At 62.5% G+C, this 20,100-nt stretch carries 17 protein-coding genes; 13 read left to right on the top strand and 4 right to left on the bottom strand.

Annotated elements, in window-relative coordinates; all coding sequences use genetic code 11:
* Positions 1 to 183: 183 nt before the first annotated feature.
* Positions 184 to 1,143 carry a glucokinase gene (locus BLP82_RS05960; protein WP_092166022.1) on the bottom strand — a complete coding sequence of 320 codons (960 nt, stop codon included), beginning with the start codon at positions 1,141 to 1,143 and terminating at the stop codon, positions 184 to 186.
* Complete coding sequence (gene edd / locus BLP82_RS05955) at positions 1,140 to 2,966, bottom strand: phosphogluconate dehydratase (RefSeq protein WP_092166020.1); 1,827 nt, start codon at positions 2,964 to 2,966, stop codon at positions 1,140 to 1,142. Before edd ends, BLP82_RS05960 begins: the two co-directional genes overlap by 4 nt.
* A 230-nt stretch (positions 2,967 to 3,196) precedes the next feature.
* Here edd and gap point away from each other — a divergent pair, with 230 nt between their 5' ends.
* From gap to BLP82_RS05920, 7 genes are all read left to right on the top strand, one after another.
* Complete coding sequence (gap, locus tag BLP82_RS05950; RefSeq protein ID WP_072409674.1) at positions 3,197 to 4,198, top strand: type I glyceraldehyde-3-phosphate dehydrogenase; 1,002 nt, start codon at positions 3,197 to 3,199, stop codon at positions 4,196 to 4,198.
* Positions 4,199 to 4,402: 204 nt separating this feature from the next.
* Complete coding sequence (locus tag BLP82_RS05945; RefSeq protein ID WP_092166018.1) at positions 4,403 to 4,909, top strand: RNA polymerase sigma factor; 507 nt, start codon at positions 4,403 to 4,405, stop codon at positions 4,907 to 4,909.
* Positions 4,910 to 5,051: 142 nt separating this feature from the next.
* Complete coding sequence (locus BLP82_RS05940) at positions 5,052 to 5,957, top strand: FecR family protein (RefSeq protein WP_092166017.1); 906 nt, start codon at positions 5,052 to 5,054, stop codon at positions 5,955 to 5,957.
* A 118-nt stretch (positions 5,958 to 6,075) separates the two neighbouring features.
* Positions 6,076 to 8,670 carry a TonB-dependent receptor gene (locus BLP82_RS05935; protein WP_092166015.1) on the top strand — a complete coding sequence of 865 codons (2,595 nt, stop codon included), beginning with the start codon at positions 6,076 to 6,078 and terminating at the stop codon, positions 8,668 to 8,670.
* Positions 8,671 to 8,838: 168 nt separating this feature from the next.
* On the top strand, positions 8,839 to 9,429 hold the full coding sequence (locus BLP82_RS05930; protein WP_092166013.1) for a biliverdin-producing heme oxygenase: 591 nt from the start codon (positions 8,839 to 8,841) through the stop codon (positions 9,427 to 9,429).
* 130 nt (positions 9,430 to 9,559) lie between these two features.
* Entirely contained in the window at positions 9,560 to 10,000 is a 441-nt protein-coding gene (locus BLP82_RS05925; protein ID WP_092166011.1) for a YbaN family protein, read from the top strand.
* A gap of 34 nt (positions 10,001 to 10,034) precedes the next feature.
* Positions 10,035 to 11,381 carry a CoA transferase gene (locus BLP82_RS05920; RefSeq protein WP_092166009.1) on the top strand — a complete coding sequence of 449 codons (1,347 nt, stop codon included), beginning with the start codon at positions 10,035 to 10,037 and terminating at the stop codon, positions 11,379 to 11,381.
* 219 nt (positions 11,382 to 11,600) lie between these two features.
* Here BLP82_RS05920 and arcD (BLP82_RS05915) read toward each other — a convergent pair whose 3' ends face one another.
* Positions 11,601 to 13,028, bottom strand: coding sequence for an arginine-ornithine antiporter (gene arcD / locus BLP82_RS05915; protein ID WP_092166007.1), 1,428 nt, complete (start codon positions 13,026 to 13,028; stop codon positions 11,601 to 11,603).
* A gap of 391 nt (positions 13,029 to 13,419) precedes the next feature.
* Here arcD (BLP82_RS05915) and arcD (BLP82_RS05910) point away from each other — a divergent pair, with 391 nt between their 5' ends.
* The 6 genes from arcD (BLP82_RS05910) (at position 13,420) to BLP82_RS31145 (ending at position 19,125) form a co-directional block, all read left to right on the top strand.
* A complete protein-coding gene (gene arcD, locus BLP82_RS05910; RefSeq protein WP_092166005.1) occupies positions 13,420 to 14,847 on the top strand; it encodes an arginine-ornithine antiporter in 1,428 nt (475 codons plus the stop codon).
* A gap of 30 nt (positions 14,848 to 14,877) precedes the next feature.
* On the top strand, positions 14,878 to 16,134 hold the full coding sequence (arcA, locus tag BLP82_RS05905; protein WP_092166003.1) for an arginine deiminase: 1,257 nt from the start codon (positions 14,878 to 14,880) through the stop codon (positions 16,132 to 16,134).
* A 70-nt stretch (positions 16,135 to 16,204) separates the two neighbouring features.
* Complete coding sequence (locus BLP82_RS05900; RefSeq protein ID WP_092166001.1) at positions 16,205 to 17,215, top strand: ornithine carbamoyltransferase; 1,011 nt, start codon at positions 16,205 to 16,207, stop codon at positions 17,213 to 17,215.
* Between the two features lie 148 nt (positions 17,216 to 17,363).
* On the top strand, positions 17,364 to 18,293 hold the full coding sequence (arcC, locus tag BLP82_RS05895; protein ID WP_092165999.1) for a carbamate kinase: 930 nt from the start codon (positions 17,364 to 17,366) through the stop codon (positions 18,291 to 18,293).
* 63 nt (positions 18,294 to 18,356) lie between these two features.
* Complete coding sequence (locus BLP82_RS05890; protein ID WP_092165997.1) at positions 18,357 to 18,716, top strand: DUF5064 family protein; 360 nt, start codon at positions 18,357 to 18,359, stop codon at positions 18,714 to 18,716.
* A gap of 232 nt (positions 18,717 to 18,948) precedes the next feature.
* The gene (locus BLP82_RS31145; protein ID WP_162843733.1) at positions 18,949 to 19,125 is read left to right on the top strand and encodes a hypothetical protein; all 177 of its coding nucleotides are present in this window, start codon (positions 18,949 to 18,951) and stop codon (positions 19,123 to 19,125) included.
* Between the two features lie 7 nt (positions 19,126 to 19,132).
* Here the strand turns inward: BLP82_RS31145 and BLP82_RS05880 are convergent, their stop codons facing one another.
* A complete protein-coding gene (locus BLP82_RS05880) occupies positions 19,133 to 20,026 on the bottom strand; it encodes a helix-turn-helix domain-containing protein (RefSeq protein ID WP_092165993.1) in 894 nt (297 codons plus the stop codon).
* Between the last annotated feature and the right edge of the window lie 74 nt (positions 20,027 to 20,100).

The raw sequence follows: 20,100 nt of genomic DNA, 5'->3' as shown, positions 1-20,100 counted from the left end.
GGGCCTCGTCCTTGTTGTTTGGATTAGGGCGATTATGCCTGATGGACAAGGCCTACAAACACACCACAAAAACTCTGTGGGAGCGGGCTTGCTCGCGAAAGCGGTGCGTCATTCAATATTTCCGTCGCCTGACACTCCGCCTTCGCGAGCAAGCCCGCTCCCACAAGGTCCGTACTTTGAATTTCAAGCTTGTGCAGATTGCTCCAACGCCACGCCCGCGCCCATCAGGCCGGAGTATGGCGCGGTCACCAGCCAGACCGGAATGCCCTTGAAGTAATCGCTCATGCAACCCTTGTCGGCGAAGCAGCGGGCAAAACCGCTTTCGAGGAAGAAATCGGCAAAGCGCGGGACCACGCCACCGACGATGTAGACGCCACCGCGTCCGCCCAGGGTCAACACGTTGTTGCCGGCCACGCGTCCCAGCCAGCGGCAGAACTGCTCGAGCACTTCCAGGGCGATAGGGTCGCCGGCCAGGCCGGCCGCGGTGATGGATTCGGGGGTGTCGAGTACCGGCACATGGCCGTCCACTGCGCAAATGGCCCGGTACACCCGAGGCAAACCGCTGCCGCTCAAGGCGGTTTCGGCGCTGACGTGGCCGATCTCGTTGTAGATGTGCTGCCACAGCTGGGTTTCCCGCGGACTGCTCATGGGCAGGTCGACATGGCCGCCCTCCCCCGGCAACGCGGCGAAACGGCCCTCACCCAGATCCAGCAGCGTGCCGACGCCCAGCCCGGTACCCGGCCCGATCACCACCGCCGGACGCATCGGCTCCGGGGTGCCTTCGCACACGACCCGGTACTCATCGGGACGCAAGCGGGTCATGCCCAAGGCCATGGCCGAGAAGTCGTTGACCAGCAACAACTGCTCCACCTGCAGGGTCTTGCAGAACGCCAGATTGCTCAGGCGCCAGTGATTGTTGGTAAAGCGAAACTCATCGCCGCTCACGGGACCGGCCACCGACAGGCACACCGAACCGATGGCGCCCGGTTTCAGGCCCAGGCCGCTCAGGTACACCTGGATGGCATCTTCCGGGCAGGCGTAATCGGCCGTTGCCAACACCTGGATGTTTTCCAGGGTGTGGTCTTTCCACAGCGCGAAGCGTGCGTTGGTCCCACCGATGTCACCGACCAAAGCCAGTTTCAATTAAGCGTCTCCAGGGCAGATGTGAAGGCACTGGCGCCCTGCTCCGCCGAGCTGAAGGCCATGCGCATGAAACCGAACAGCTCGCGGCCGGTGCCGATGTTGTTGCCCAACAGGCCCTTGGCCGGCGTGCGCGCGGCAAATTCCTCGGCGTCCACCTTCAATTCCAAGGTGCCTTTGACGCCATCGACACGGATGATATCGCCCTCCTGCACCCGGGCCAACGCACCACCGACATAAGCTTCGGGGCTGACATGAATGGCCGCCGGGATTTTCCCCGACGCGCCGGACATGCGCCCGTCGGTCACCAGCGCCACTTTGAAGCCACGGTCCTGCAACACACCCAGGAATGGCGTCATCTTGTGCAGCTCCGGCATGCCGTTGGAGCGCGGCCCCTGGAAGCGCATCACCGCGACAAAATCCTTTTCCAACAGGCCGGCCTTGAACGCGTCCGCCAGGTCCTGCTGGTCCTGGAAGACCATGGCCGGGGCTTCGACAATCTGGTTTTCCAGGGCCACGGCCGAGACCTTCATCACCCCACGGCCCAGGTTGCCTTCCATCACGCGCAACCCACCTTCTGGCGAGAAGGCGCGGGCCACCGGACGCAGGATGTTTTCGTCGAGGCTTTCGATCGGGCCGTCGCGCCACACCAACTCGCCATCCTCCAGGAACGGCTCCTGGGTGTAGCGGCTCAGGCCGTGGCCGAGCACGGTGTTGACGTTTTCATGCAGCAAGCCGGCTTCCAGCAACTCACGGATCAGGAACGACATGCCGCCGGCCGCCTGGAAGTGGTTGATGTCGGCCTTGCCGTTCGGGTAGACGTGGCTCAGGGTCGGCACCACCTCGGAGAGGTCGGCCATGTCCTGCCAGGTCAACTGGATACCCGCCGCCATGGCGATGGCCGGCATGTGCAGGGTGTGGTTGGTGGAGCCGCCAGTGGCGTGCAACGCAACGATGGAGTTGACCAGCGAGCGCTCGTCGACGATTTCGCCGATGGGCATGAAATTGCCGCTTTGCTTGGTCATGCGCGTCACTTGGAACGCCGCTTCACGGGTCAGGGCATCGCGCAGCGGCGTGTTCGGGTTGACGAACGAGGCGCCCGGCAAGTGCAGGCCCATCACTTCCATCAGCAACTGGTTGGTGTTGGCGGTGCCGTAGAAGGTGCAGGTACCGGGGCTGTGGTAGGACTTCATCTCCGATTCCAGCAGCTCTTCGCGGGTGGCCTTGCCTTCGGCGTAGCGCTGGCGCACGTCGGCTTTTTCCTTGTTGGAAATGCCCGAGACCATCGGCCCGCCTGGCACGAAGATCGTCGGCAAGTGACCGAAGCGCAGCGCGCCCATCATCAGGCCCGGGACGATCTTGTCGCAGATGCCGAGCATCAGTGCGCCGTCAAACATGTTGTGGGACAGCGCCACCGCCGTGGAAAGCGCGATCACTTCGCGGCTCGGCAGACTCAGTTCCATCCCCGCCTCGCCCTGGGTCACGCCGTCGCACATGGCGGGCGTGCCGCCGGCGAACTGGCCGACCGAGCCAATCTCGCGCAGGGCTTTCTTGATCTGCTCCGGGAAGGTTTCGTAGGGCTGGTGGGCCGAGAGCATGTCGTTATAGGACGACACGATGGCGATGTTGGCGGCGTTCATCATCCGCAGGTGGTGTTTGTCTTCGGTGCCGCAACCGGCCACGCCGTGGGCGAAGTTGGCGCACTGCAGCTTGCCGCGCATCGGACCGTCGCTGGCGGCACCACGGATCAATGCAAGGTAAGCCTGGCGCGTGGCGCGGCTGCGGGCGATAAGCCGTTCGGTGACCTCAAGAACGCGGGGATGCATGTGTAGAACTCCAGGCTAACGGGTGTGGCGACCTGATTGTCTATGCTGGTCAAAAGCCTGCTGCACGCTGTGTGGAAGGCGAGGCGACAGACGGTTTTTGACCATTCGGACCAGTTGATTCAGGTCACTCGTTGTAGATAAAACAAAATATTGCCACTAAAAAGGCTTGTTTTCTATTTTTATGCGAATAATCTTGTAATTCCAACAACAAATCGACGGCGGCGCAGTTAATGACTCTTCGAATCGCAATCAATGGTTTTGGCCGCATCGGCCGCAACGTCCTCCGTGCACTGTATACCCAAGGCTATCGTCGCGACCTGCAGATCGTCGCCATCAACGACCTGGGCGACAGTGCAATCAATGCCCATCTGCTCAAGTTCGACACCGTGCATGGCACCTTCGACGCCGACGTCCAGCACGATCACGAAAGCCTGACGGTCAATGGCGACCGCATCTCGGTCAGCGCCATCCGCAACCCGGCCGAACTGCCTTGGGCGGCCGAGAAGATCGACGTGGTGTTCGAATGCACCGGCCTGTTTACCGACCGCAACAAGGCGGCCGCCCATATCAGCGCCGGTGCCCGCAAGGTGATCATCTCGGCCCCGGCCAAGGGCGCCGATGCCACCGTCGTGTACGGCGTGAACCACGACATCCTGCGCCAGTCCCACCAGATCATCTCCAACGCTTCGTGCACCACCAACTGCCTGGCCCCGGTGGCCCAGGTGCTGCACCGCGAGCTGGGCATCGAAAGCGGCCTGATGACCACCATCCATGCCTACACCAACGACCAGAACCTGACCGACGTCTACCACAGCGACCCCTACCGCGCCCGTTCGGCCACGCAGAACATGATCCCGAGCAAGACCGGCGCCGCCGAAGCGGTGGGCCTGGTGCTGCCGGAACTGGCCGGCAAGTTGACCGGCATGGCGGTGCGCGTACCGGTGATCAACGTCTCGCTGGTGGACCTCACCGTGCAGCTCAAACGCGAAGCGTCGGCCGAGGAAGTCAACGAACTGCTGCGCCAGGCCAGCCAGCATTCGAAGATCCTCGGCTACAACACCCTGCCGCTGGTCTCCAGCGATTTCAACCACAACCCGCTGTCGTCGATCTTCGACGCCAACCACACCAAGGCCAGCGGCAAGCTGCTCAAGGTACTGGCCTGGTATGACAACGAATGGGGCTTCTCCAACCGCATGCTGGATAACTGCCTGGCGCTGTGTAACGCCGAGTAACTGACACGGCAGTATCGAGCTTTTCTGTGGGAGCGAGCTTGCTCGCGATAGCGGTGTACCAGCCAACATCAATGGCGACTGACACGCCATCATCGCGAGTAAGCTCGCTCCCACAAGGGTTCACATTCGTGAAATGAATGAAGGCTTGACCCGCAACGTAGATGATAAGCATTATCATCAACTCGAACCGGATCGGGCCCTACCGTGAGTCAATCGCGCTTTCATCACGTCTTCCTCGCCCAGCGCACGCCGCTGCTGCGCACCCTCGAGCGCATGGTCAGCAACCCCAGTACCGCCGAAGACCTGCTTCAGGAAACCTACCTGCGTGTCACCCGTGCATTGGCCGAACGCACAGTCGAGCACCTCGAACCCTTTGTTTTCCAGACCGCCCGCAACCTGGCGCTGGACCATTTGCGTGCCCGGCGCATCCAGGCCCGGACCCTGCTGGATGACGTGCCGCTGGAAGTCGTCCAAAACGTCGTCGCCCCCCAGAGCAGCGCCGAGGACGCCGCCCATGCCCAGCAACTGCTCGAGCGCCTGAATGTCAGCCTGCAGGCCCTGAGCCCGCGACAACGGCAGATCTTCATCCTCAGCCGCCTGCATGGCCACAGTTACCAGGAAATCGCCGAACGGCTGGGCGTGTCCTTGAGTACGGTGCAAAAGGAACTGAAACTGATCATGGCGATCTGTGTGGGACAACTGCAGCTATGAGATTCAAGCTGCAGTTGTGTGCAGGCTTGGGCTTGCGACTTGAAACTTGAAGCTTGTAACTTGCCGCTGAACCGAGAAACGAGAACCCACCGTGACGGACAACTCCCCTTCTCCTGCGCCGACGCCGGAAACCGCCCATGCCATGGAGCAGGCGCTGGACTGGCTGATCCTGCTGGACAGCCCCAGCGAGGAACAGACGCGGCAATTCCAGGCCTGGCTGGCCGCCGATCCACGTCATGGCGAGGCGTTCGCCCGGGCCCAGGCGATCTGGAACGGCCCACAGGTGATGGCCAGTGCCCGCCGACTTGAAACCGCGCCCAAGGTCACCGCGCTGTCGCGCCTGCGTGCCCACTGGAAACCCCTGGCCACCGCCGCCGTGTTGTTTCTCGGCCTGTTCAACTTCAGTGACCTGCCCCTGCGCTTGCAGGCCGATCACCTGACCGTGGTCGGTGAGCGCCAGCGCCTGCAATTGGAAGACGGCTCCAAGGTCCTGCTCAACACTGACTCGGCGTTCTCCAGCACGTTCAACGAACAACGGTACGTGGCCCGCTTGTACAAGGGCGAGGCCTTCTTCGAGGTCCCGGGCAACCGCACCCTGCCGCTGGAAATCGACGCCGGTCCGGTCACCGCCAGCGTCAGCGACACCACGTTCGCCGTGCGTTACCTCGACGGCGTGGCCCAGGTCCAGGTCCAGCGTGGCGATGTGGATCTGCGGGCCAATCGCAACGACACCCATGTGCGGCTGTCGGCCGGGGAGAGCATCCGCATCGGCCCCAACGGCTTCGACCGGCCGTCCCGGCTCGATGCCAACACCGACCTGGCCTGGGTCCAGGGTCGGCTGGTGTTCGAGAACCGGCCGCTGAGCCAGGTACTGGCCGAGCTGCGCCGCTACTACCCCGGCTGGATCATCAACAGTAACGAACAGTTGGCCAATGTCGCGGTGACCGGCAATTACCGCCTCGATCAGCCGTTGGACGTGGTCCGCTCCCTGGCCCATATCACCTCGGCACGGCTTCAGGAATTCCCGGCACTGGTGATCCTGAACTAAATGAGAATTATTTTTACTCGATAGCACCCGCTGGTTCGTCTCGTTATAGCCAATGCAATTGATTCGCATCCAGCGATGCGATCTGCACCTATAACAGATGCGACACGGAGCGCTATCGATGTCCTCTCGCCTTACTTGCCGGTTTCTTGCCCCCTCTTGCACGCTGTCATTGCTCACCGCCGCCATCCTGATGGCCGGCACCGCGCCGCTCGCCCTGGCTGCCACCGCCGTACAACCCCCTGCCCGCAACATGGGCGACTACACCTTCGCCATCGCCCGGCAGCCACTGGTCTCGGCCTTGAATGCATTCACCGCGGTCACCGGCTGGCAAGTTGGCATGCCGGCGGAACTGGCCGACGGCGTCGCCTCGCCTGGGGTGAACGGCTCGCTGCCGCCGGAAAAAGCCCTGGAGCGCCTGTTGGTGGGGACCCACCTGGGCTACCGCAAACTGGGCGACAACAGCATCGTGCTGGAAAGGCGCGACAGCGGCAGCGCGATGGAGCTGCAACAGGTGACCATCAGCGCCACCCGCCAGGAACAGGACATCACCAGCGTACCCAGCACGGTCACCGTCCACGACCGCCAGGAACTGGACCGCAACAACGTCAATACCCTCAAGGACCTGGTGCGCCATGAACCGGGCGTGTCGGTGGGCGGTGCGGGCCAGCGCGGCGGCATCAGTGGCTATAACATTCGCGGCATCGACGGTAACCGGATCCTGACCCAGGTCGACGGCGTGGAAGTACCCGGCGGTTTCTTCAACGGCCCCTACGCCAAGACCCAGCGCAATTACGTCGACCCGGAAATCATCAAGCGTGTGGAAATCCTCCGCGGTCCGGCCTCGGTGCTGTACGGCAGCAATGCCATTGGCGGTGCCGTCAGCTACTTCACCCTCGTTCCGGACGACATCATCAAGCCCGGCCAGGACGTTGGCGCCCGCCTGAAGACCGGCTACAGCTCCGCCGACGAGAGCTGGCTCAAGTCCGCCACCGTCGCCGGCCGCAACGGCCCATTCGACGGCCTGCTGCACTACAGCCAGCGCGACGGTCACGAAACCGAATCCTACGGCAGCCACAACGGCACCGGCCTGGACCGCACCGCGGCCAACCCGGAAGACGTGCGCGCCAACAATGTGCTGGCCAAGCTCGGCTGGAACTACAGCGATGACGCACGCCTTGGCCTGGTCTACGAAAAATACAAGGACGACCGCGACAGCGACCTGAAAAGCGCCTATGGCGGCCCCTACGCCAACGGCCAGCCGGCGATCCCCGATTTTGTACTGCCCGGCGGCATGTACCAGTGGCGCACCGGCAACGACACCATCACCCGCGAGCGTTTCGGCCTGGAGCACAGCTTCGCCCTCGACAGCCTGCTGGCCGATCACGTCAAGTGGAGCCTGAATCACCAGGTCGCCAAGACCGACCAGAGCACAGCCGAGTTCTATTTCCCGATCACCCGCCAGGTCCTGCGCACACGGGATACCCTCTACGAAGAAAAGCAGTGGGTCTTCGATGCGCAACTGGACAAGGCCTTCAGCATCGCCAGCACCGATCACGCGCTGACCTACGGCACCACGATCAAGCAACAGAAAGTCACCGGCTCGCGCAGCGGCAATGGCGTGTGCCTGGCGGTGGGTGTCGGTTGCTCTGCGGTGGGCGCCATCAGCACCCGGGACGTGCTGGCAAAAGCCAGTGACTTCCCGGACCCGACCATCAACAGCTACGCCCTGTTCGTCCAGGACCAGATCAGTTGGGATAAATGGACCTTCACGCCCGGCCTGCGCTACGACTACACCCAGCTCAAGCCGCACCTGACCGAGGAGTTCCTCAACACCGTGGACCCCACCAGTGGTGGTGAGGTCAGCGACAAGAACAAGACCTGGCACCGCGTCTCGCCAAAATTCGGTGTGACCTATGCCCTGACCGACCAGTACACCTGGTACGGGCAGTACGCCGAGGGTTTCCGCACCCCGACCGCCAAGGCCCTGTATGGCCGTTTCGACAACCCTGGCGCCGGCTATAGCGTGGAACCCAACGCCGACCTGGAAGCGGAAAAAAGCCAGGGCTACGAGACCGGCCTGCGCGGCCGCTTCGACTCCGGTTCGTTCGACGTGGCGGTGTTCTACAACAAGTACCGCGACTTCATCAACGAGGACGCCATCACCCCCGGTGCCGACCAGTTGACCTTCCAGAGCAACAACATCAAGCACGCCATCATCAAGGGTGCCGAAGTCAAGGGACGCCTGGACCTGGACGTGCTGGGCGCGCCAAAGGGCCTGTACACCCAAGGTTCGGTGGCCTACGCCTACGGTCGCAACAACGACACGGGCGAGCCGCTCAACAGCGTCAACCCGCTGACCGGCGTGTTCGGCCTGGGCTACGACCAGGAGCAGTTCGGCACCTTGCTCAGCTGGACCCTGGTCAAGAAAAAGGACCGCGTCGACGACAGCAACTTCAACTCGCCCGATGGCGTGAGCAGCCAGTTCAAGACGCCAGGCTTCGGCATCCTCGACCTGACGGGCTTCTACAAGGTGACCCACGACGTGACCGTCAGCGGCGGCCTCTACAACCTCACCGACAAGAAATACTGGCTGTGGGATGACGTGCGCGGCTACGACAGCGTCGGCGAAGCGGCCGTGCTGAGCCCCGCCAACCTCGATCGCCTGACCGCGCCCGGGCGTAACTTCGCGGTGAACCTGATCTGGGATATCTGACAGGCCTGCGCCGTAGGAGCTGTCGAGTGCAACGAGGCTGCGATCTTTCCCCGGACACTTGAACCTCAAGCGAAAGATCAAAAGATCGCAGCCTTCGGCAGCTCCTACACACAACCGAGCGGGAGCAAGCTCCCTCGCCACAATGTGCTCACTCAAAGGATTCTTTTCATGAATACCCAGCGTCCCGCTTCACGTTCCCAACGCCTGAACCAGATCACCCACGAGCCTCACAGCAAGCTCGACGCCCTGGTCAAGGCCCACGCCCCGTTCGAAACCCCGGCCAGCTTCGCCCGTTTCGTCGTCGCCCAGTACCTGTTCCAGTCGGAACTGGTGGCGCTGTACAACGACGCCGAGCTGTCCGCCCTGATTCCCGACCTGCCGGCCCGTTGCCGGGCCGACGCTGCCAGGGCGGATCTCGCCGACCTGGACACCGAAGTCCCCACGCCGGTGGCCGGTGCGGTACACAATCCGACCCAGGCCGAAGCCCTGGGCTGGCTGTTCGTCTCCGAAGGTTCCAAGCTCGGTGCCGCGTTCCTGATCAAGCGTGCCGTGGGCCTGGGGCTGAGCGAAACCTTCGGCGCCCGGCACCTGGCGGAGCCTGCCGGCGGGCGCGCCGAAGGCTGGAAAACCTTCACCCGCACCCTCGACGGCCTGGCCTTTACCGAACAGCAGGAAGCCGAAGCGGATAAAGGCGCGCTGGATGCGTTCAACCGGTTCACGGTCCTGCTAGAACAAGCTTATGCGGTGGAATTGGCCTGATCGCTTAGTCCACTGTGGGAGCGGGCTTGCTCGCGAAAGCAGTGTGTCAGTCAAAATAACTGTGCCTGTTACTCCGCCTTCGCGAGCAAGCCCGCTCCCACATGGAAATGTGTATGCCTGAAAGGTACCGATGAACCATCCCTCGAAACTCACCCAACTGCTCTTCGCCCTGCTCGCCTACACCAGCCTGGCCATCGGCCTGGTCGCCATCGTCGTGCCCGGCCTGCCGACCACCGAGTTCATCCTGCTGGCCGCCTGGGCCGCGACCCGCAGCTCGCCGCGCCTGAGCGCCTGGCTGGAGAGCCATCGGTTGTTCGGGCCGATGCTGCACAACTGGCGCAACGGCAAGGTCATCCCGCGCCGGGCCAAGGTGGCTGCCACCGTCAGCATGCTGCTGTGTGCCGGGCTGATGCTGGTGATGCTCGACCACGGCTGGCCGGTTTATCTGGCGCTCGCGGGCATGGGCCTGAGCAACCTGTGGATCTGGTCGCGCCCGGAACAGGCACAGGGCAGTTGTGGCGAGGGCGCTTGCTCCCGCTGGGCCGCAAAGCGGCCCCCAACGGATTTTTGATCTATGATCGCCCTCTCGTACTGGAGGGCTTTCGATGTCAGATCTGCTCACGTCCATGCAAACCGCACTCGGCTTGCCCACGACCCCAATCACCTTCAGCGGCGAAGGCGCCTTGCCCTCGGCCTTCGCCGTCACGGAGTTGGCCAGCGCCAGCATCGCCGTGGCGGGCCAGGCGACCGCCGCGCTCATCCATCTGCACACCGGCCGCCTTCCGCCCGTCGAGGTCGACCGGCGCCTGGCGTCGTTCTGGTTCTCCACTTCCCTGCGCCCCATCGGCTGGAGCGTGCCGCCGATGTGGGACCCGGTGGCCGGAGACTACGCCTGCGCCGACGGCTGGATTCGCCTGCACACCAACGCACCGCATCATCGACTGGCCGCGGAAAAAGTCCTCGGCACCTGCACCGACCGCGCCGACATGGCGGCGAGGGTGGCCCGTTGGAACAAGGCCGAGCTGGAACAGGCCGTGGTCGACGCCGGCGGTTGCGCCGCCCAGATGCGTTCGTGGCAGGCCTGGCAGGCCCACCCCCAAGGCATGGCGGTGAATGCCGAACCGCTGGTGCATCTGAGTGAAACGACTGCAGAACAGCGCAAGCCCTGGCTCGGCTCCGTGACCCAGCCACTGGCGGGCCTCAAGGTGTTGGACCTGACCCGCGTGCTGGCCGGCCCCGTCGCCAGCCGCTTCCTCGCTGGCCTGGGGGCCGACGTGCTGCGCATCGACCCGCCGACCTGGAACGAACCCGGCGTGGTCCCGGAAGTCACCCTGGGCAAACGCTGCGCCCGCCTCGACTTGCATCGGCCCGATGATCGCGCGGTGTTCGAGGCGCTGCTCGAGGACGCCGACATCCTCCTGCATGGCTATCGCGCCGACGCTCTCGAACGCCTGGGCTATGGCGCCGATCAACGCCAGCAAATCGCCCCGGGGCTGATTGATGTAAGTCTCAATGCCTACGGCTGGAACGGCCCGTGGCAGCACCGCCGTGGCTTCGACAGCCTGGTGCAGATGAGCAGCGGCATTGCCGAAGCCGGCATGGGTTGGAAACACACCGACAAACCGACACCGCTGCCGGTGCAGGCACTGGACCACGGCACCGGGTACCTGATGGCGGCCAGTGCCGTTGTGTTGTTGTCCCGCCGCCTGACGAACGGCCAGGGCGGTTCGGCACGCCTGTCACTGGCACGCACGGCGAAGCTGTTGATCGAGCGTGGCCCAGGGGACCCGACCCCATTGCGCGCCGAGGACGATAATGATCAGGGCCTGGTGGTCGAACAAACGCCATGGGGGCCAGCCCACCGCCTGCAGGTGCCTTTGAAAATCACCGGGACGCCCCTGCAATGGACCTTGCCGGCGGTAGAACTGGGCGCGCATCGCCCACGGTGGTGATGGCCGCCCAATCGCGAGCAAACCATGCCAACCTGTCGATCACAATCCTTTGTGGCGAGGGGATTTATCCCCGCTGGGGCGCGAAGCGGCCCTGAAACCTGGCGCCTCGGTGTGCCAGGAAAGTCACGAGCGTTCTCTGGGGGCGCTTCGCACCCCAGCGGGGATAAATCCCCTCGCCACACTGCCCGCCTCTAACTCGCCAGAAAGGCAAGCTTCGCCTCACAACGCCAAAAACCCACTGTACAACCCATACGCCGCCACGCCCGCCCCGGACACCACACACGCAAAGACGCCTTTTTCCACATGGGTGAACAAGGGTTGGCGCTGCTCGCGCTTGGCCTGGGCAAACAGGATCACCCCCGGCGCGTACAACAGCGCCGACAGCAGCAGGTATTTCACGCCGCCGGCATACAGCAGCCACACCGCATAGCACAGCGCAACACCACCGATGCACAGGTCCTTCATGCGCCGGGCCGAGGCTTGCCCATAGGTTTCGCCCCGTGCGCAAAGCAACACCGCATAGGCTGCCGACCACAGGTACGGTACCAGGATCATCGATGACGCGAGGTAGATCAGGCTGGTATAGGTGCCTGCGGAAAACAGGGTAATCAGCAAAAACAACTGGATCATGCCATTGGTCAGCCACAACGCGTTGACCGGCGCCTGGTTGGCGTTTTCCTTGGTCAGGAACGCCGGCATAGTCTTGTCCCTGGCGGTGGCATAGAGAATTTCGGCGCACAACAGCGCCCAGGACAACAGTGCGCCCAACAACGACACCGCCAGCCCGAGGCTGATCAACAACGCCCCCCAAGGCCCGACGATATGTTCCAGCACGCCGGCCAGTGACGGGTTCTGCAATTGCGCCAGGGCTGGCTGGCTCATGATCCCCAGGGACAACACGTTCACCAGCACCAGCAGCGCCAGGACCCCGAGGAACCCGATCACCGTCGCACGTCCGACGTCCGCGCGTTTTTCCGCCCGCGCCGAATAGACACTGGCGCCTTCGATGCCAATGAACACGAACACCGTGACCAGCATCATGTGGCGCACCTGGTCCATCACGCTGCCCAGGTCAGGGCTCATCTCGCCCCAGATATCCCGGGTGAACACCTCGGCCTTGAACGCCACCGCGGCGATGACAATGAACATCACCAAGGGCACCACCTTGGCGATGGTGGTCACCAGGTTGATGAACGCCGCTTCCTTGATGCCGCGCAGCACCAGGAAATGCACCGCCCACAACAGCAACGATGCACAGGCGATGGCCACCGGCGTATTGCCCTGGCCGAACACCGGGAAAAAATACCCCAAGGTGCTGAACAGCAACACGAAGTAACCGACGTTGCCCATCCAGGCACTGATCCAGTAGCCCCACGCGGAAGAGAAGCCCATGTAGTCGCCGAAACCGGCCTTGGCGTAGGCATAGACACCCGAGTCCAGTTCGGGTTTGCGATTGGCCAGGGTCTGGAACACGAAGGCCAGGGTCAGCATGCCGACGGCGGTGATCGCCCAACCGATCAGCACCGCTCCAACGTCGGCCCGGGCCGCCATGTTCTGTGGCAGGGAAAAGATCCCGCCACCGATCATCGATCCCACCACCAGCGCCACCAGCGCACCAAGGCGTAACTTTTCAATCGGCTGCGGCATCTTTCTCGCTCATTAAGTAAATAATGCGACATAACGTTTTTGAATAACGTCACGCGCGCAAAGTCCGAGGGATTATTACCCCGTCCCTTGTCCAGGACAGCAATAAGAAAGACCACGCCAGACGATTATTTCTGTCATGAAAGCAACCTACAAAATAGTTGTGATCCAGTAGAAATCAACTAGTGTGAATAATCCCACGGAATGAAAGCCGCCTCGCCGCACCTTGCCGAAGCCTCTAAAACGGGCATTACGGCAATTTATGGACGTAAAGGAAAGCACTTAACTCCTTCATTAACAATGGAATGTTGTCATGCACTGATCCAGATCAGGTATTCAACTTTCGAATCGACTTATTCTGTCGACTCTCTTCTCCTGCATTGGAGCCTCGCAAATGTCTGATACCCCCGGAAAACTTCGATTAGGTGCGTTAGTTGCACTGGTTGTCGGCTCCATGATCGGCGGCGGAATATTTTCCCTGCCACAAAACATGGCCGCCAGCGCGGATGTCGGGGCGGTACTGATTGGCTGGGCCATTACCGCTGTCGGCATGCTGACCCTCGCTTTTGTCTTTCAGACCCTGGCCAATCGCAAGCCCGACCTGGATGGTGGCGTGTATGCCTACGCCAAGGCCGGGTTCGGCGACTACATGGGGTTCTCGTCGGCCTGGGGCTACTGGATCAGCGCCTGGCTGGGCAACGTCGGTTACTTCGTGTTGTTGTTCAGCACCCTGGGCTACTTCTTCCCGATTTTCGGTGAAGGCAACACCGTTGCCGCGGTGATCGGCGCCTCGGTGTTGTTGTGGGCGGTGCATTTCCTGGTACTGCGCGGCATCAAGGAAGCGGCGTTCATCAACCTGGTGACCACCATCGCCAAGGTCGTGCCGTTGCTGCTGTTCGTGTTGGTCGCCGTGTTCGCCTTCAGGCTCGACATCTTCACCGCCGACATCTGGGGCGTGAAAAACCCGGACCTGGGCAGCGTGATGAACCAGGTGCGCAAGATGATGCTGGTCACCGTGTGGGTGTTCATCGGCATCGAGGGTGCGAGTATCTTTTCCGCCCGTGCCGAGAAACGCACGGACGTGGGCAAGGCCACCGTGATCGGCTTCATCACCGTGCTGCTGTTCCTGGTGCTGGTCAATGTGTTGTCCCTGGGGATCATGACCCAGCCGGAACTGGCCAAGCTGCAGAACCCGTCCATGGCCGCCGTGCTGGAGCATGTGGTGGGTCACTGGGGCGCGGTGCTGATCAGCGTCGGCCTGATCATCTCGCTGCTTGGCGCCCTGCTGTCCTGGGTGCTGCTGTGCGCCGAGATCATGTTCGCCGCCGCCAAAGACCACACCATGCCCGAGTTCCTGCGCCGGGAGAACGCCAACCACGTACCGGCCAACGCCCTGTGGCTGACCAACGCGATGGTCCAGCTGTTTTTGGTCATCACCCTGTTCTCGGCCAGCACTTACCTGTCACTGATCTACCTCGCCACCTCGATGATCCTGGTGCCGTACCTGTGGTCGGCGGCCTACGCCGTGCTGCTGGCGGTGCGCGGCGAGACCTACGAAGGCTTCGCGGCCGAGCGGCGCAAGGATCTGATCATCGGCGCCATCGCCCTGATCTACGCGGTGTGGCTGCTGTATGCCGGCGGGATCAAGTACCTGCTGCTCTCCGCCCTGCTCTATGCCCCCGGCGCGATTCTGTTCGCCAAGGCCAAGCGCGAATTGGGCAAACCGGTTTTCACCTCTGTCGAGAAGCTGATTTTCGCCGCAGTGATCGCAGGCGCCCTGGTGGCCGCCTATGGGCTCTACGACGGCTTCCTGACCTTGTAGTTGGCTGACTGTTTAACTGGAGGATTTGTAATGACCACGGAAAAAGTGAAGTACGGCGTTCATTCCGAAGCCGGTAAATTACGTAAAGTCATGGTGTGTTCCCCAGGCCTGGCCCACCAGCGGCTGACCCCGAACAACTGCGACGAGCTGCTGTTCGATGACGTGATCTGGGTCAACCAGGCCAAGCGCGACCATTTCGATTTCGTCACCAAGATGCGCGAGCGTGGCATCGACGTACTGGAAATGCACAACCTGCTGACCGACATCGTCGCCATCCCCGAAGCCCTGGACTGGATCCTGCAGCGCAAGATCACCGCCAACTCGGTGGGCCTGGGCCTGGTGAATGAAGTCGGTTCGTGGCTGCGCAGCCTGGAGCCGCGCCATATCGCCGAGTTCCTGATTGGCGGCGTCTCGGCCGACGACCTGCCGGACAGCTTCGGTGGCAAGACCATCCAGATGTTCCGCGACTTCCTCGGGCACTCCAGCTTCATCCTGCCGCCGCTGCCCAATACCCAGTTCACCCGCGACACCACCTGCTGGATCTACGGCGGCGTGACCCTGAACCCGATGTATTGGCCGGCGCGGCGCCAGGAAACCCTGCTCGCCAGCGCCATCTATAAATTCCACCCCGAGTTTACCCAGGCTGACTTCCAGATCTGGTACGGCGACCCGGACCAGGAGCATGGCAACGCCACCCTCGAAGGCGGCGACGTGATGCCCATTGGCAACGGCGTAGTGCTGATCGGCATGGGCGAACGTTCGTCCCGCCAGGCCATCGGCCAACTGGCGCTGAACCTGTTCAAGCACAAGGCCGTGGAGCGGGTGATCGTCGCCGGCTTGCCGAAGTCCCGCGCCGCCATGCACCTGGACACCGTCTTCAGTTTCTGCGACCGCGACCTGGTCACGATTTTCCCGGAAGTGGTGAGCCAGATCGTCGCCTTCTCCCTGCGCCCTGACGAGAGCAAGCCCGGCGGCATCGACGTACGCCGAGAAGAAGGCAGCTTCCTCGACACCGTGGCCGCCGCCCTCAAGCTGCCGGCCTTGCGCGTGGTGGAAACCGGCGGCAACAGCTTCGCCGCCGAGCGTGAACAATGGGACGACGGCAACAACGTGGTGGCCGTGGAGCCGGGCGTGGTGATCGGCTACGACCGCAACACCTACACCAATACCCTGCTGCGCAAGGCCGGGGTGGAAGTCATCACCATCAGCGCCAGCGAGCTGGGCCGCGGCCGTGGCGGTGGCCACTGCATGACCTGCCCGATCATCCGCGACCCGATCGACTACTGACCTTCGAGCCTGGGCCAGTGTTTATCGAACGCAGCCCAGGGGATAACCGAAACCCAAGGAGATCCATATCATGGCTTTCAACATGCGCAACCGCAGCCTGCTGAGCTTGATGCACCACACCAACCGCGAGCTGCACTACCTGCTGGACCTGTCCCGCGACCTCAAGCGTGCCAAGTACACCGGCACCGAACAGCCGCACCTCAAGGGCAAGAACATCGCGCTGATCTTCGAGAAGACCTCGACCCGCACCCGCTGTGCCTTCGAGGTCGCGGCCCACGACCAGGGCGCCCACGTCACCTACATCGACCCGGTGTCGTCGCAGATCGGCCACAAGGAAAGCATGAAAGACACCGCCCGGGTCCTGGGACGGATGTTCGACGCCATCGAGTACCGGGGCTTCGAACAGGAGATCGTCGAGGAACTGGCCAAGTTCGCCGGCGTGCCGGTGTTCAACGGCCTGACCGCCGAATTCCACCCCACCCAGATGATCGCCGACACCCTGACCATGCGCGAACACAGCGACAAGCCGCTGCATGACATCAGCTACGCCTACTTGGGCGACGCGCGCTACAACATGGGCAATTCGCTGCTGATGATCGGCGCCAAACTGGGCATGGACGTGCGCATCGGCGCGCCGAAAGCACTGTGGCCGCACCAGGACTTCATCGACCAGTGCCAGGCCTTCGCCGCCGAGAGCGGCGGGCGCATCACCATCACCGAGGATCCGAAAGAAGCGGTCAAGGGCGTGGACTTCATCCACACCGACATCTGGGTGTCCATGGGCGAGCCGGTGGAAGCCTGGGATGAACGCATCGAGCAACTGCTGCCCTACCAGGTCAACGCGCAAATGATGAAAGCCTCGGGCAACCCACGGGTGAAATTCATGCATTGCCTGCCGGCGTTCCACAACAGCGAAACCAAGGTCGGCAAGGACATCGCCGCGCGCTATCCGAACCTGGCCAATGGCGTGGAGGTGACCGAAGAGGTCTTCGAATCCCCGGCCAATATCGCCTTCGAGCAAGCGGAAAACCGCATGCACACCATCAAGGCGATCCTGGTGTCGGCGCTGGCGGATATCTGAAACCAACGCAGTTCCCTTGTGGGAGCGAGCTTGCTCGCGATGGCGCAGGAACAGGCAACATTGATGTCGACTGACACACCGCTATCGCGAGCAAGCTCGCTCCCACAAAGGACCGCGTTGTTCGTCCATTTTTTTGAAGGACAATACCATGCGCATCGTCGTTGCCCTGGGCGGTAACGCCCTCCTGCGTCGGGGTGAACCTCTGACCGCTGCCAACCAACGTAGCAACATCCGCACCGCGACCGAACAGATCGCCAAGATCCACCCCGGCAACCAACTGGTCATCGCCCACGGCAACGGCCCGCAGGTCGGCCTGCTGTCGTTGCAGGCGGCGGCCTACACCGCGGTCACGCCATATCCGCTGGACGTGCTCGGCGCCGAAACCGAAGGCATGATCGGCTACATCATCGAACAGGAACTGGGCAATCTGCTGGACTTCGAAGTCCCCTTCGCCACGCTGCTGACCCAGGTCGAAGTGGATGGCAACGACCCGGCCTTCCAGAACCCCACCAAGCCCATCGGCCCGGTCTATAGCCAGCAAGAGGCGCAGAAGCTGGCGACTGAAAAAGGCTGGACCATCGCCCCGGACGGCGACAAGTTCCGCCGTGTGGTCGCAAGCCCCAGGCCCAAGCGCATCTTTGAGATCCGCCCGATCAAATGGCTGCTGGAAAAAGGCAGCATCGTGATCTGCGCCGGCGGTGGCGGCATTCCGACGATGTACGACGCCGAGGGCAAGCTACAGGGCGTGGAGGCGGTGATCGACAAGGACCTGTGCTCGGCGCTGCTGGCCGAACAGCTGGAAAGCGATCTGCTGGTGATCGCCACTGACGTCAACGCCGCGTTCATCGACTTCGGCAAGCCGACCCAGAAAGCCATCGCCCAGGCCCACCCCGACGAACTGGAACGGCTCGGCTTCGCCGCAGGCTCCATGGGGCCGAAGGTGCAGGCCGCCTGCGAGTTCGCACGCAACACGGGCAAGGTCGCGGTGATCGGGTCGCTGTCGGACATCGATGCTATCGTCCAGGGCCAGGCCGGCACCCGCATCAGCACGTCGACACCTGGCATCACTTATCGATAACAGGAAACTTGCAGGGCGGATCCGGGGTCTGCCCTACACCCACGCCTTCGAGGAGAGTCGTTTATGGCCATGTTCGAACCCGGTCACCTGCACATGGAACGCCATGCGCTGAACAAGGAAGACTTCAACTACAACCTGTGCATCGACTACGAGGTTGCGCAGGACCCCAAGGAAGGCAGCGGCATGTCGTTCCGGGTGCATGGCACGGTGGAAGACAAGCCCCTGGACGAGACCTTTTTCCTGGCCAAGGACCAGGCCTTCGATTTCGCCCGCCACGCCACGCGCATCGCGCAGCAATATGGCTTGCCCAAGACCGCCAGCATCGGCTCGATGCACAAGTATTACGACGAAATGTTCGAAGACGTGCGCAAGCAACTGGACGTCAAGCCGGGCGATCCGATGAAGCCGGAACACTTGGCATAACCCTCCCGAAAAACACCTCTATCCCTGTGGGAGCGGGCTTGCTCGCGAAGACGGAGCAACAGTCAACATTGATGGTGACTGACACACCGCTTTCGCGAGCAAGCCCGCTCCCACAGGGGATATCAGCATTCTGAATGTCGGGTTAAATGCGAGTCTTACCAGGCTGGCAACCCGCCACGGCTGACCTATGCTGAAAGTAGTGCCCCCGGGTATTCGTTCAGAGGTCACCGCCATGAACATCAAAACAAGAAGACGCCTCGCTATTTTCGTCACCTGCGCCGCCACGCTTGCGCTTTATGGCACTGCGGCCTACCGGGTCGAGCAGGCCAGGCAACTGCCCCGTGAATACGCCAGCTGCAACTTCGAACGCTGCATCCCCCACAGCGCAACCCTGAACGCCCTGCGCTGAGGCGTGGTCAGTCGTCCTGCTGATCGGTCTTGAGCCGGTCCCGGAACGCCTTGGGCGAGATGCCGACGCGCCGGCGGAACAGCCGGGTGAAGTTGGTCGGGTCGGAAAACCCGAGCAGTTCGGAAATCTCGTAGATGGTCATGCCGGTGTAGGTCAGCAGGCGCTTGGCTTCCAACAACTGGCGCTCGTGCATGATCTGCAACGCCGGTTGCCCCGCCAGTTCCCGGCAGGTGCCGTTGAGGTGCGACACGGAAATGCCCAGGCGATGGGCCAGGTCTTCGACCTTGACGTGCTCGCGATAGGTTTCTTCCACCAACTGAATGAACCCGTTGAGGTATTCCCGGGCCCGTTGCGGGCGCTGGGCCTGGGTGTGTCGCTGCATCACCTGGCGGCTGACCCAGACCATGATCACGCTGACCAGCGCATGCATCAGCATTTCCCGAGCCGGCTGATGCCCCATGTATTCATTCTGCAGGGCGCTGAACAGGCTGTTGAGGTACTCGGAATTCTCGAGGGCGGGGTAGCTTTCGGCCTGGGCCAGCACATTGACTGCATGCCCCAGCTGCGCTTGCAGGTGCGTGACCAGCGGCGCCGCCAGGGTCACCACGTAACCTTCCACATCCTCGGAAAAACGAAAGCCATGGACCGACAGCGGCGGCAGGATCTGCACCGCCGGCTCGGTGAGCTGCGTGCGCCGGCCTTCGATTTCCAGTTCCGCCTGGCCCTTGAAGACAAACAACAACTGGCACAGGTCGGCATGCCGATGGGGTTTGATTTCCCAGTGATGCTCGCGGCTGCGCTTGGAGATGGTTTCGCAGTGCAGCAGGTCCGGGGTCGGCCATTCCTGGCTCTCACCGTAGAGCTTGAACACCGGGATCGAAGGCAGGTCAGGTTTTTTCATAACGTGGATCCGGGCCTGGGGTTGCGGGCGATAATCGCACCAATTGGCAGAAAGTACAGGTATCGGCTCAGTTT

This window comes from Pseudomonas sp. NFACC37-1, assembly GCF_900101575.1.
Lineage (GTDB): Bacteria > Pseudomonadota > Gammaproteobacteria > Pseudomonadales > Pseudomonadaceae > Aquipseudomonas > Aquipseudomonas fluorescens_AA.
This window is presented reverse-complemented; position numbering and strand designations above follow the sequence as displayed.